The sequence below is a fragment of the Microvirga thermotolerans genome (genome assembly GCF_009363855.1).
GTDB classification, from domain to species: domain Bacteria; phylum Pseudomonadota; class Alphaproteobacteria; order Rhizobiales; family Beijerinckiaceae; genus Microvirga; species Microvirga thermotolerans.
Genome location: NZ_CP045423.1, coordinates 2,895,672 through 2,908,669, shown reverse-complemented (window position 1 = coordinate 2,908,669; position 12,998 = coordinate 2,895,672). Strand labels below are relative to the sequence as shown.

Below are 12,998 nucleotides of genomic sequence, written 5' to 3'. Positions count from 1 at the left end.
CCGGGGCGCATCGTGGCGTCTCCGGCGCCAGCCCTTGCGGGGCGCCTTCCGGCAAACTGGATTTCGAACGAAATTGCAGCGAACGGCCTTGGCCGTCCCCGCGACCGGGCAGGCCCGCAGGCCCGGATGGGGCGTGGCCCGTCCTGCGGTCGACGGCGGGTATCCGGCGCGGTAGGATTTCAAACATATTGCATTCGCGCCATGGCGCCGTGCGAAGCCCCGGCCTGCATTCCGTGCAGGCGCAGCCCGGGAACCTCGACCGGCGTACCGGTGTTCTCGCCCAATAACGCGTCGTGTCGCACAAGCACAGGCATGCCCGCTTCCGGATCATCCCCTTCGCCGCGCCCGGTCCCGGGTGCGTTGCGGCCGGATGAGGGGGAGGGGCTAGGCGGAGAGGGACGTGGTGGTCGCGCAATACCGAAACCTGATGTGGGATCTGGCGGTGATTTTCGCCTGGCTGTCCCCCTTCGTCATCGCCATGGGCTATTATTCCCGGCACAAGTTCCACGCTCTCCTGAAGGCTCCCCTGACGGACGAGGTCGAGCATCAGACCCATGTCTGGGAGCACCGCGTCCGGCGCTGGACGGTGCTCGGCCTCCTCGTGCCCGGCGTCTCGATCCTGTGCTTCGTCATCTGGCTCGTCCTGTCCCGGATGTCGGCCGGCGCCTCCTGACCGGCGGCCTCAGCACCGGCGCGAGGGCCTTTGCGAGAAAGAAGGCCAGCTGCGGCAGGACGAAGAACGCCTCGCGGAAGCCGTAGGCCAGCCCGTAGAGGGCGAGCGCGGGGAGGGAAAGACCGCCGAGCCCGAGCATCAGGAACGGGCGCCGCAGCAATTCGCACTCGAAGGCCAATTCCTCGAGCCTGCGGAAGCGCGGATCCTCCCGGACGGCGCCGCCTCCCTCGGCGCGTTCGGCAAACCGCCGCAATTCATGGGCGCGGTGGCGCGCCCATTCGAGCCGCTCCAGGGGCGAGGGCCCGGAGACGCCGCGGATGCGCGCCGCCAGTCCCTGCAGGGCCAGGGCGAGAAGGATCGCAGGCACGCCTGCGAGCAGCGCCGGCCCCATGCCGGGCCCCAGGAGAGAGGCGAGGCCGTCCCGCACCGCCGCACGGTCCGCCTCCCCGAAGCGGGGATCGTCCAGGAGGGCGGCCGAAAGCGCATCGCGCAGCGCCTCGCGCCGCCGCGCGGGGAACGAGGCCGCGAGCGCGACGCTCCACCCCGCCACGAGAAGGGCGAAAAGCGGAAGGACGATCGGGGAGAGGGTCATCGCATCGCCTTCCGAAGGAATCCGTGTGCGGGAGCCGGCGGCGCCTCAGATCGTCGGCAGGGTGCGCGGCCTGCGGCCGCGCGGGAAGGCGGCGTCGATCGCCGCGACGTCGGCCTCCGACAGGACGAGATCCCCCGCCCCGGCATTCTGGCGCACATGGTCCGCCGTCGCGGCCTTGGGGATTGCGAGCACGGAGGGCGTGCGGGTCAGGAAGGCGAGGGCGACCTGACGCGGGCTCGCGCCGTGGGCGGCGGCGATCCGTTCGAGCACCCGTCCCTGCGGCGTACGGGGCGCGGGGAAGCTGCCTTGGCCGAAGGGCGAATAGGCGACGAGGGCGACGCCGTGCCTCTCGCACCAGGGAAGCACCGCATGCTCGATGGCGCGCTCCTCAAGATGATAGAGCACCTGGTTGCAGGCGATCCGCCCGGGGCCTGCGACGGCGAGAGCCTCCGCAAGATCCTCCTCGTCGAAGTTGCTCACGCCCCAGGACAGGATCCTTCCGCTTTCCCGCAGCGATTCGAGGGCGGCGACGGTCTCCTCCAGCGGAATGCTGCCGCGCCAGTGCAGGAGGTAGCAATCGAGCCTGTCCGTGCCGAGGCGCGCGAGGGATCTCTCGCAGGCGGCGACGGTGCCGCGGCGGGAGGCGTTCTGCGGCAGCACCTTGGAAACGAGGAAGACCTCGTCGCGCCGCCCGGCGATGGCCTCGCCGACGAGGGGCTCCGCATCGCCGTACATTTCCGCCGTATCGATGTGGTTCATCCCCAGGTCGAGCCCCAGGCGCAGGGCCTCGACCGCCTGCCTGCACGGCGCCTCGTCGAGACGCCAGGTGCCCTGGCCGACGATGGAGACGGGGCGGTGGACGGATCCGAAGCGTCGATGCCTCACGATGCCTCACGATGCCTCCCTTGGCGGCCGGCGCGTCCCGCCGGCTCCCGGCATTCTGAATCGCCGGCATGGTCTTGTCGATGTTCCCGGAAGTTTTCGTTCCGCAATTCTCCTGTGGTGCCGCCAAACAGGCGGCAGCGACGGCCGGCGCGGCGGATTCTTTCCTCATCGACCCCCAATACTTATGAAAACGCTGGCTTCAGGGCTCGGTCGGGCCGCCGCGCCGGTTGAAAGTCGCAGGGTGTCGGGCCTGCGGTTGACTTGTTTGTGACAATAAAAACTGGAACAACTTGGGAACGAACCGGATTCGCATCTTGCCAAAACTCGATTTCAGTCATATTTCGGCGGTGCGTTTCAGGATTTAATGATGACAGCAACGTTGATCCTGATAAGCGATACGGAACAATATTCCTTACTTCACCGATCCCGCTGTTTGGCGCGTGGCCAAGGACAACAACACTATGAGCGAGAACGTTAACACCCCGAATTTCATCGAACTCGCGGCCGATATCGTCTCGGCTTATGTGAGCAACAACTCCGTTCCTGCTGCCGATCTGCCTTCGCTCCTCAACTCGGTTCACTCCGCGCTCACGAAGACGGCGCAGGGACTTGTCGAGGCGCCTCAGTCGACGCTGACGCCCGCGGTTCCGGTGAAGAAGTCGATCACGCCCGACTACATCATCTGCCTGGAAGACGGGAAGAAGTTCAAGTCGCTCAAGCGCCACCTGCGCACCACCTACAACATGACGCCCGAGCAGTACCGCGCCAAGTGGGACCTGCCGCGCGACTATCCGATGGTCGCTCCGAACTATGCGAAGGCCCGCTCCGAGCTCGCGAAGACCATGGGTCTCGGCCAGCAGCGCCGCAAGTCCGAGGACGACAAGGCCGCGTCTCCGGCCGCTCCCGCCGCCAAGGGGCGCCGCAGCAAGAAGGCCGCCTGAGGACGCCTGCGCCACAAGCCAAGGACCTTTCGGATGCCCGCTCGCCGAGCGGGCATTTTCGTTCGTGCATGGGGCGGACGAGCGAGGGGCGAGCCCGTTAACAGGATCCTTACGGATCGGGAGGTTTCCTGTCGGCGTGGCGCTGGAGCTCTCCCGTGTCCGGGAGCCGGCTCGCGGTCCTGCGGGATCGGTATGCGCTTCGCAGGCCAAGGGGTTTCGCGGATGGCGGACGAGAGCGCATGGCGTCGCGACATCAAGCACTTCCTCGACGGTGCCCGCCACCGGATCCGGCACCATACGGGCCTCTATGCGGACGAGGATCTCGTCGGTGCGGTGCTGCACGCCTGCCGTAGCGCGGAGGCGGGCAGCGTGCCTGACAGGCTCCCGGACGCGCTCCTGGAGGAGGCGAGGCGCGAGGTTGCCGCGCGATGCACACGACTCGTCCAGGCGGCAGACCGCTTCGCGGCCCGGGACATCGCGGAGGTCGCGGCCCTGCGGGTGCAGGCGCTCGCCGCCGTCGACAGGTTCCAGGACGTCGTGATGCAGAAATGCCGCCTGCGCGAAGCGGGGCAAAGCGGCGGCGCCTTCCTCAGGCGCCGCGCGCTCTGAGAGCGCCTGCCGCTCCGCCCCGTCGGGCAGGGAAGGCCGATTGCTTCGCGGGCACGGCCTTTTTCGCGCAATGCGCTAGAGCGGTTTGCGCTTCGATGGAATCGCACTCCGCTCCGAAGCTCTTGGTTGGCCGCATTTTCGGACGGAGAACCGGTACCCACTTCTCCTGAAAATGCTCTATGATGCCGAATTCACGGCGCGGGACCGCGCCGATGCGCCTTTCGGGCGCTTGGCGACGGAAGACAGATTGACCGCCACGGCGGCGCGAACGAGCGCCTTGAACGCCTCTTCGTCGATCCTGTCGCCCTCGCGGATGTCGATGGCCCGCCTGGCGTTGCCTTCGAGGCTGGCGTTGAAGAGACCGGAGGGGTCTTCCAGCGAGGCACCCTTGGGAAAGGTGAGCTTCACGACATTCCTGTAGGTCTCGCCGGTGCAGATGATCCCGGCATGCGACCACACCGGAACCCCCCGCCACTTCCATTCCTCGACTGCTTCCGGGTCGGCCTGCCCGATCAGGGCGCGAAGCCGGGCGAGCGTCTCGCCCCGCCAGTCGCCCAGTTCCGCGATCCTCCCGTCGATCAGCCGGGACGGCGATGCGGATTCCTGAGATTCCCTTTTATCCATGACGCTTCTCTCCTTCCGTTGTCGATATTTCCTGAACCGCCGAATCCGGGAGGACGCTTGCCTCCGTGTCGCCGCCGCGCCGTTTCCCGGAACCGCCGGAGCGATCCCCCATCCGGTTCTCGTCCGCGACGACCCGCGTGAGGCTCGCCCTCGACGGGTAGAGGGGGATGAGGCAGGCCTGAAGGGCATGGTAGATGTCGGGCTTGCCGGTGAAGAGCGTCGCGGCGGGCCGGAGGGTCTCCGACAGTTCGGGATGCCACCCGCCGTTCGCGCGGTCGATGAAATGCCGGGCGACGAAGTCCCACAGGCATCGGTACCAGCTCTCGTGGAAGTCGCTCGGGCGATGCTCGCAGAGAAAGGACGCCGCGCCGATGGCTTCCGCGCAGGGCCACCACAGTTTCTGGCGCAGGGCGGGCCGGTCGTCCCAGTCGAGGGTGTAGAAGAAGCCTCCGTTCTCCTTGTCCCAGCCGAGTTCCACCGCTTGCCTGAACAGGGCCTCGGCGGCCTCCGGCATCCAGGAGTGCCGCTCGCCTCCCAGCGACCAGAGCTGAAGCAGGAGCCTGCTCCATTCGAGCCAGTGGCCCGGGGTGGTTCCCGCCGGGCGGAAGATGTCGGATCCGCGATAGTCGCGGTCGAGGCTCCAGTCCTCGTGGAAATGCTCCGCCACCCGGTAGCCGAGGGCGCTCGCATGGCGGCCGACGATCAGGCTCGCGATGCGTTCGGCCATGTCGAGACAGGCGCGCGTGCCCGTGGCTTCGAAAGCGGCCATGAGCGCCTCGGTGAGGTGCATGTTCGAGTTCTGCCCCCGGTAGCCGGTCATCGGCGTCCAGTCGCGGGCGAACTCCTCCGCGACGGCCCCGTGCCGCTCTTCCCAGAACCTCTCCCGCAGGACCTGGGTCACGTCCTCGAGCAGGCGGTCGGCGAGGGGATGGCCGACGGCCTTCGCGCTCGATGCGGCGAGCAGGACGAAGGCATGGCCGTAGGCCTGCTTGGTGTCGTCCCTGAAGCCCTCGCCGTCCAGGGACCAGGCATAGCCGCCGTGGACGGGATCGCGGTGGCGCTTCCAGAGAAAGTCCATTCCATGATCGACGAAGGCCGCGGAACCCGGCCGTCCGAGCAGGTGGGCGATGGCGAAGCAATGGACCATGCGCGTCGTGGCGTGGATCTGACGGACCGGATCGGCGGTGGGACGGCCGGCGTCGTCGAGTTCGAAGAAGCCGCCCTTCGGATCGATGGCATGGCGCTCGAAGAAGGCGAGGAGATCGTCGGCCCGCGCCGCCAGCCATGCCCTGTGACCGGGCCGCTCGCGCCATGGCGCGCCGCTGGGAGGAAGAACGGGCAGGGATGGGGCCATGAGGATCTCCGGAGGAGAGGCGGCGGTTCGCCGGGATGCGGCATGAAACCGGAAAGGCCCCGGGGGCGCAACCGGCTGTGCCGGAGAGCGCCGCATCAGGAGCGCGGGCGCGCGAGCCGCTTCAGTTCCGGCAGGACATGGCCGAGAGCCGCGGGAGCGGCCGCTCCGCCGAAACCGAAATAGAGCGTCCTGAAGAGCCCGTAGAGCGGCTCGTAGACGGCTCGCGCAGCGGGATCCGGCTCGAAGACGCGGTACGGGCGGCAGATCGCATCCTGAGCGCTCTCCACGTCGGGGTAGGAACCCGCGGCGAGGCTTGCGAAGATGCTCGACCCGAGCCCCGTCGGCAGACCGTCCGGAACGAGGACGGGGCGTCCGAGGACGTTGGCGTAGACCTGGTTGAGCACCGGGTTGTTCTGCGGGATGCCGCCCGCATTGACGACCCGTTTCACCGGCACGCCGCCTTCCATCATGCGTTCGAGGATGATGCGCGTGTGGAACGCGGCGCCCTCGATGGCCGCGAACAACTCGTCCTGCGCGGTGTGCAGCAGGTTCCAGCCCAGGGTGATCCCGCCGAGATCGGGCCGTGAGAGAACGTTCCGGTCGCCGTTGTCCCACGCGAGCCGCAGGAGGCCCGTTTCTCCGGGACGGTAGCGCTCCAGCCCTTCCGAGAGCGCGCGGATGCTCGTGCCGGCGCGCCGCGCGATGGCTTCGAACATGTCCCCGGTCGCGGACAGGCCCGCCTCGATGCCGACGAGGGACGGATGGATGCTGCCCGGAACGACGCCGCTGACGCCCTGGATGGGCGGAACGTCGGGGCCGATGGCCATGACGCAGGTGGAGGTTCCGACCACGTTCACCGCGTCGCCGATGCGGCATCCCGCGCCGATGGCGTCCCAATGCGCGTCGAGGGCGCCGATCGGAACCGGGATGCCGGGCTTAAGCCCGAGGCGCGCGGCCCACTTCTCCGAGAGCCGCCCCGCGACCGTGTCGGACGTGCCGTAGAGGCCGCCGAGCCTGTCGCGGATTCCGTCGAGCAGGGGATCGACCTTCGAAAGGAAGTCCTGCGGCGGCAGGCCGCCCCAGCGCGGGTTCCACATCCATTTGTGGCCCATCGCGCAGACGCTCCGCCTGATCTGCGACACGTGCGTCACCCCCGTGAGCGTCGCCACCATCATGTCGCAATGCTCCAGCGCCGTCGCGAAGCGCCCGCGCCCGTCCGGGTTGTGGCGCAGCCAGTGGAGCAGCTTGGCGAGGCCGAACTCGGAGGAGTACGCGCCGCCGCACCAGCGGAGCGCCTCCAGGTTCTCGGCCTTCGCGACCTCGGTGATCCGCTCGGCCTCCGCCTTCGCCCGGTGGTCGCACCAGAGATAATAATCGCCGAGCGGCCGGAGAGCCTCGTCGACCATGACGACGGTGGAGCCCGTCGTGTCGACGGCGAGGGCCGCGACATCGGCGCCGTCGATCCCGGCGGAGGCGAGGGCCCGCTTCATCGCGAGCGTCAGGGCCTCGAGATGGTCCGCATGGCTCTGGCTCGCGTGATCCGGGTCCTCCCGCTTCCGGCGAAGGGGGTATTCGGCGGTGCCGAGCCCGAGCGGCCCTTTCCCGTCGTCCACCAGGGTCGCGCGCACGCTGAGGGTGCCGAAATCGACGCCTGCGACGATAGCCATTCATGCGCTCCGGGGACGGACGGGGGGACGGATTTCGACGGCGCAGGGCGCATCGAATCCACCCGGAGATTTGCAGGTTCCGGCAGCGGGTTCAAATCCTTCCTGCGGCTGGGCCGCGCGCTGGCCCGCCCGAGGTCAGACGGCCTGGGGCAGAGGCGTCTCGCGCTGCGCCGCAGCCTCCTCGAACCCGTGCGGGTGAGCGGACCGCCAGGCCCACGCCGTGCGCACGATGTCGTCGAGGGATTCGTAGCGCGGCGACCAGCCGGTGTCGCGGCGCAGCCGCTCGTTGGAGGCGACGAGAACGGGCGGGTCGCCCGGGCGCGGAGGCCCGATCCGGTGAGGCACCTTGCGGCCGGAGACGCGCTCCACCGCATCGATGACCTGCCGCACGGAGTACCCCGTGCCGTTGCCCACGTTGTAGCAGCCGCCCTGTCCCGTCGCGAGGCGGTCCAGGATCCGGCAATGGGCGTCGGCGAGGTCCGTGACGTGCACGTAGTCCCGCACGGCCGTTCCGTCGACGGTGTCGTAGCTGTCGCCGAAGACGGTCAGCTCGGGGCCGAGGCCGAGAGCCGCGTTGATGGCGAGCGGGATGAGGTGCGTTTCCGGGTCGTGGTCCTCGCCGAGCCGCCCCTGGGGGTCGGCGCCGGCGGCGTTGAAGTAGCGCAGCGCCGACCAGTGAAGACCGTGGACCTTCTGCGCCCATTCGAGGCCCCGCTCCGCCATGAGCTTCGACTCGCCGTAGGGCGAGAGGGGATGGAGCCGCGATTCCTCGTCGATGGGAATCCTGTCGGGCATGCCGAACAGGGCCGCCGTGGAGGAGAGCACGAAGCGCATGCAGCCGGATTTGATGGCCGCCTCGGCGACCCGCAGCGTGTTGCTCACGTTCTCCGCAAGGTACATGAGCGGTTCCCGCATGCTCTCGCCCACCAGGGAGCGGGCCGCGAAGTGGACCACGCCGTCGAAGCGCCAGCCCGCGAAGATCTCGTTGACGCGGCGGGTGTTCGCGAGGTCCTCGACGATCAGCTCGACGCCGGGCGGCACCGCCGCGCGGTGCCCCTGGGAAAGGTTGTCCACGACGACGACGTCGTCGCCGCGCTCCACCAGCGCGAGGACCGTGTGGCTGCCGACATATCCGGCGCCGCCGGTGACGAGGAATCTGGCCATGCTGCAACTCGTATGAGGAAAGCCCCGACGGCAGAGGCGGCCAGGGCGCTTTCAGGAAGGGAAACTAGGGGAGGAGGGGCGGGAAGGCGAGGGGCGCTCAGGCGATGTTGGTCTCGCCGTAGCGGAGGGCGCCGGTCCAGACGTTCTCCAGCCGCTGGAGGGTCCGGAAGGCGGTTTCGAGGTCGCGCTTCTCCTCGGCGTTGCGCGTCACGAGGCGGTGATAGGATTCGTCCATCCTGCGGACGTCCTCGCAGAGCTTGCGGCCCTTCTCCGACAGGCGGATGCGGGCGGAGCGCCGGTCGCGCTCCGAGGCGCTCCGGTCGACATACCCGCCCTCGACCAGGCGCTTGAGGTTGTAGGAGGCATTGGAGCCCAGATAATAGCCCCGGTCGATGAGATCGCGGACCGTGAGCTCGTCCGAGCCGATGGTGAAGAGCATCATCACCTGGGAGGGGCTCAGATCGTCCACACCGAGACGGCCGAGGTCGAGCCGGAACAGGTCCAGATAGCGCCGGTGCACCCGCTCGACCACCCGGACGAGGTCGAGATGCGAGATCCCGGGCGATTCCTCCGCAGCCGGGCGCGGTGCATCGGCGGGTTCGCGCGCCTGCGCGGAGCGTGGAACCGGCGGCAGCTCGGCCAAGCCGCCCGTCGGCACTTCCCGGAAGAGGCCCACCTCGTTGCTGTATTTGTGTTCCATGCCTTCTCCTGCCACTCGCTAGTGATTAGTTCGAAATTCGAACTATTTCCCGGGCGATTTCCCTAAACTTATAAGTTGTGGTGTTTCGTTGTGTTATAAAGGGAGTGCTATTTCCAGGGTGACATTCCGCAACTCCGACATATGATGGTATAGAGAATTATCAACGGGTCAATCAATCGGAAATAATCCCTGCCACCGGGGTTGCCGATTACTCGCTCTCCGTCACATTTTCGTCGAACAAATCGCTGCAGGAATGGTTCGCATGAACAAGGCGACTGTCTCTGGGGAAGCCGCGGACCTCATCCACCGCGGCCGCAAGGCGCTCTTCGCGGGCCTCGCTTATGCGGGCCTCCTGAGCGCGATCATCAACGTCCTGCAACTCACCGTGCCGCTCTTCATGCTGCAGGTGCACGACCGGGTCGTGAACAGCCAGAGCGTCGACACGCTCACGATGCTGATCGTCATCGCCGCCATCGGGCTGATCCTGTTCGGAATTCTCGATTACGTGCGCGCCCTCACGTTCCAGGTGATGGGCAGCCTCCTGCTGCGCCGGCTGAACCTTCCCGTTCTCCAGGCGGCCGTCGCGGCCTCGGTCCAGCAGGGCGGCGGCCGCGCCGGGCAGGCGATTCGCGATCTCAACGATCTGAGGTCCTTCATCACGGGCAATGCCATCGGCGTGCCCCTCGAAGCGATCTGGTGCCCGATCTTCCTCGCGGTCCTCTTCGCGCTGCATCCGCTCTACGGCCTTGTCGCGCTTGTCTCCGCGATTCTCATCGTGGTGCTGAGCCTCGCCTCCGACCTGCTCACGCGGCGCCCGCTCAGGCGGGCGAACGAGTCCACGATCCAGGGCATCGGCGACATGAGCGCCAGCCTGCGCCATGCGGAGGCCATCGAGGCCATGGGCATGCTGCCCGCCCTGGCGCGGCGCTGGCGGGCCGCGCAGCTGCGCGGACAGGATCTCCTCGACATCGCCACCAGGCGCGGGCGCGCCATGTCGTCCCTGACGCGGACCTGCCGCTACATGATGCAGATCGCGGTGCTGTCCGTCGGCGCCGTGCTCGTGATCAGGCAGGAGGTGAGCCCGGGCTCCATGGTGGCGGCCAGCATCATCATGGGCCGCCTCCTGCTGCCCTTCGACTCCATGGTCGACGGCTGGCGGCAATGGGTCCTCGCCTCCGCAGCCTGGAAGCGCGTGGTCGAGCTCCTGGAGAAGGAGACGCCGAGGCGCGACACCCAGCCCACGCCGCGCACCTCCGGCGACCTCGTGGTCGATCGCCTGGTCTATGCGCCGCCCGGTTCCGACGTTCCGGTCCTCAAGGGAATCTCGTTCTCGCTGTCTCCGGGCGAGGTGCTCGGCGTGGTCGGCCCCTCTGCGGCCGGCAAGTCGACCCTCGCGCGGCTCCTCGTCGGCGTGTTCAGGCCGACGACCGGCGGCATCTATCTCGACGGCCACAACGTGTTCCTGTGGGAGCGCGAATCCTTCGGGCGCATGGTCGGCTACCTGCCGCAATCCGTGTCGCTGCTCGACGGCACCATCCGGGAGAACATCGCCCGGATGCAGCAGGCCGATCCGCAGCTCGTCCTCGAGGCGGCGCGGCGGGCCGACGTCCATGCCATGATCGGACGGTTCCCCCTGGGCTACGACACGCGCCTCGGCGACGGCAGCTTCGTCCTGTCCGGGGGGCAGAGGCAGCGGATCGCCCTCGCCAGGGCGCTCTACGGCCATCCGCGCCTGATCGTTCTCGACGAGCCGAACGCCAACCTCGACACGGAGGGCGAGCGCGCCCTCATCCGGGCCATCGAGGCGGCGCGGGCGGACGGCGCCATCGTCGTCCTCATCGCGCACCGCCCCTCGATCATGCAGGTGGCCGACAAGCTTCTCGTGCTCCAGGACGGGCGCATCGCCCAGTTCGGGCCGCGCGCCTCGGTGGTGGACATCGACGGCCGCGGCGAGAAGATCGCCGAGAAGATCGCCAAGCCCGCTTCCACTCCGGCCGTGAGGGCCGTCCAGGGAGATTCGACCCGTGGCACGCACTGAGATTCTCATTCAGGGCCGGCCGAGATCCGGATCCCTCCCGGTCGCACACGAGGCGGAACCGGTCCGCCCGTGGATCGAGCGCTTCGAGAGCGAGGAGCGCGGCGGGCCGTCCCTCCGCACCCCGGTCATCGCAGGCGCGCTCACCGTCGTCCTCGGACTCGGCGGCTTCGTCGGCTGGGCCTTCGCCGCGCGCCTCGACAGCGCGGCCGTGGCGAACGCGACGGTGATCGTCGATTCCAAGCGCAAGACCGTGAGCCATCTCGAAGGCGGCATCCTCAAGACCCTGCTCGTCCAGGAGGGCGACCCGGTCCAGGCGGGACAGCCGCTCCTGAAGCTCGACGACACGCGCGCCAGGGCCGAGCTCGAGCAGCTTCGGGCCAAGCGGATCGGCCTCGAGGCGCGCCTCGTGCGCCTCCGCGCCGAGCAGGCGCGCGAGGCGGACCTGGCCTTCCCCGAGGCGTTGAAGGCATCCCCGAGCCCCATCGCCGCGGAGGTGATGAAGGCGGAGCGCAATGTCTTCGCCTCCCGCCGGGAAATGTTCGGCCGCAAGATCGACATTCAGCGGAAGACGGTCGAGCAGCAGACCGCGGAGCTTGCGGCGATCAACGCCCAGGCCGTGGCGAACGCCCGCCAGGCCGAGCTCCTGAGCCGGGAGCTCAATGCCGTCGCGACGCTCGTGGAGAAGGGTTACGCGCCCCGTCCGCGCCTCACCGAGCTGCAGACCCGGGAGAGCGAGCTGACCGGCCGGGCGGCGGAGCTCGTGGCGCGCAAGGCGAAAGCCGAGCAGGCCAAGGCCGCGGCCGAGCTGGAGATCGTCTCCATCGAGAACGACTTCCAGCAGCAGGTTGCCGCCGATCTCCAGGCGGCGCAGCTGGAGCTCGCCGAGACCGTCGAGCGCATGAGCGCGGCGGACGACGTCCTGCGCCGGATCGAGGTGGTCTCGCCGCAGAGCGGCATCGTCACGAACATCCGCATGCGCACCCCGGGCGGCGTCATCTCGCCGGGCCAGCCGATCCTCGACATCGTTCCCGAGCACGAGCCGCTGATCATCGAGGCGAAGGTCGGGCTGCGCGACATCGACTCCGTCCATGTGGGGGCGCCCGTCCAGGTGAGGCTCACCGCCTACAACAACCGGAGCACGCCTCCGCTCGCGGGCACGCTGACCTATCTCTCGGCGGATCAGCAGATCGACGAGCGCAACGAGTCCGCCTTCTACGTGGTGAGGGCCGCAATCGCCCCGGAAAGCCTGGCGAGCAATCCGGCCGTCAAGCTCTATCCCGGCATGCCGGCCGAGATCCTCATTCTCAACAAGCCGCGCCGCGCCATCGACTACCTGCTGGCGCCGATCACGGAGAGCTTCAACCGCGCGTTCCGCGAGGAGTGATCCGTCAGGAACCGCCGCCCCTTCTGCAGAAGGGGCGGCCGTGCTGCGCCCGCAAAGGGAGATGGCCGCGCCTCGCGCTTCTCTCTTGACCGGACGTCCATGGCAAATATTTCGAAAATCGAAATAAAACTGTTTGAGTTTATATCTTCTAATGAACGATTTTATTACTAGATAAATACGCAAAAATACTGCCGCGGATTACGTTTTTTACTGCTTTTCGGGGTTTACAAATCGGCCGCTCTTTAGCAGTTTTGCACCGCGGCGAATGCGAGGCACGCCCTTCGCGAACCCTGCTTCTGAAACGTCAGGGAGTTTCGTCCGCAGTAATCCACCCCATCCATCCGGTGGGCAGCTGACCCTCCGGCCA

At 68.0% G+C, this 12,998-nt stretch carries 12 protein-coding genes; 5 read left to right on the top strand and 7 right to left on the bottom strand.

The window, feature by feature from the left end:
• Positions 1 to 400: 400 nt before the first annotated feature.
• Positions 401 to 673 carry a hypothetical protein gene (locus tag GDR74_RS13750; protein ID WP_152586834.1) on the top strand — a complete coding sequence of 91 codons (273 nt, stop codon included), beginning with the start codon at positions 401 to 403 and terminating at the stop codon, positions 671 to 673.
• Here the strand turns inward: GDR74_RS13750 and GDR74_RS13745 are convergent.
• Positions 630 to 1,265 (bottom strand): hypothetical protein, encoded by a 636-nt coding sequence (locus GDR74_RS13745; RefSeq protein WP_152586833.1) that lies wholly within the window; start codon positions 1,263 to 1,265, stop codon positions 630 to 632. The genes GDR74_RS13750 and GDR74_RS13745 overlap by 44 nt on opposite strands.
• A 45-nt stretch (positions 1,266 to 1,310) precedes the next feature.
• On the bottom strand, positions 1,311 to 2,150 hold the full coding sequence (locus GDR74_RS13740) for an aldo/keto reductase (protein ID WP_152586832.1): 840 nt from the start codon (positions 2,148 to 2,150) through the stop codon (positions 1,311 to 1,313).
• Positions 2,151 to 2,611: 461 nt separating this feature from the next.
• Between GDR74_RS13740 and GDR74_RS13735 the strand changes: the two genes are divergently transcribed.
• Both GDR74_RS13735 and GDR74_RS13730 read left to right on the top strand, forming a co-directional pair.
• Complete coding sequence (locus tag GDR74_RS13735) at positions 2,612 to 3,091, top strand: Ros/MucR family transcriptional regulator (RefSeq protein WP_152586831.1); 480 nt, start codon at positions 2,612 to 2,614, stop codon at positions 3,089 to 3,091.
• 222 nt (positions 3,092 to 3,313) lie between these two features.
• The gene (locus GDR74_RS13730; protein WP_152586830.1) at positions 3,314 to 3,700 is read left to right on the top strand and encodes a hypothetical protein; all 387 of its coding nucleotides are present in this window, start codon (positions 3,314 to 3,316) and stop codon (positions 3,698 to 3,700) included.
• Between the two features lie 177 nt (positions 3,701 to 3,877).
• Here the strand turns inward: GDR74_RS13730 and GDR74_RS13725 are convergent, their stop codons facing one another.
• The 5 genes from GDR74_RS13725 to GDR74_RS13705 form a co-directional block, all read right to left on the bottom strand.
• A complete protein-coding gene (locus GDR74_RS13725) occupies positions 3,878 to 4,324 on the bottom strand; it encodes a DUF1801 domain-containing protein (protein ID WP_152586829.1) in 447 nt (148 codons plus the stop codon).
• Positions 4,317 to 5,678: an AGE family epimerase/isomerase gene (locus GDR74_RS13720; RefSeq protein ID WP_152586828.1), complete on the bottom strand. Its 1,362-nt coding sequence runs from the start codon at positions 5,676 to 5,678 to the stop codon at positions 4,317 to 4,319. The genes GDR74_RS13725 and GDR74_RS13720 overlap by 8 nt, the downstream gene beginning before the upstream one ends.
• Positions 5,679 to 5,773: 95 nt before the next feature.
• Positions 5,774 to 7,345 carry a ribulokinase gene (locus GDR74_RS13715; RefSeq protein WP_152586827.1) on the bottom strand — a complete coding sequence of 524 codons (1,572 nt, stop codon included), beginning with the start codon at positions 7,343 to 7,345 and terminating at the stop codon, positions 5,774 to 5,776.
• 135 nt (positions 7,346 to 7,480) lie between these two features.
• A complete protein-coding gene (galE, locus tag GDR74_RS13710; RefSeq protein WP_152586826.1) occupies positions 7,481 to 8,509 on the bottom strand; it encodes a UDP-glucose 4-epimerase GalE in 1,029 nt (342 codons plus the stop codon).
• A gap of 97 nt (positions 8,510 to 8,606) precedes the next feature.
• The gene (locus tag GDR74_RS13705) at positions 8,607 to 9,209 is read right to left on the bottom strand and encodes a MarR family transcriptional regulator (protein WP_152586825.1); all 603 of its coding nucleotides are present in this window, start codon (positions 9,207 to 9,209) and stop codon (positions 8,607 to 8,609) included.
• Positions 9,210 to 9,471: 262 nt separating this feature from the next.
• On the opposite strand from GDR74_RS13705, the gene GDR74_RS13700 reads away from it, so the two are divergent.
• Complete coding sequence (locus tag GDR74_RS13700; RefSeq protein WP_152586824.1) at positions 9,472 to 11,247, top strand: type I secretion system permease/ATPase; 1,776 nt, start codon at positions 9,472 to 9,474, stop codon at positions 11,245 to 11,247.
• Entirely contained in the window at positions 11,234 to 12,631 is a 1,398-nt protein-coding gene (locus GDR74_RS13695) for an HlyD family type I secretion periplasmic adaptor subunit (RefSeq protein ID WP_246179493.1), read from the top strand. Before GDR74_RS13700 ends, GDR74_RS13695 begins: the two co-directional genes overlap by 14 nt.
• The last annotated feature ends 367 nt before the right edge of the window (positions 12,632 to 12,998 follow it).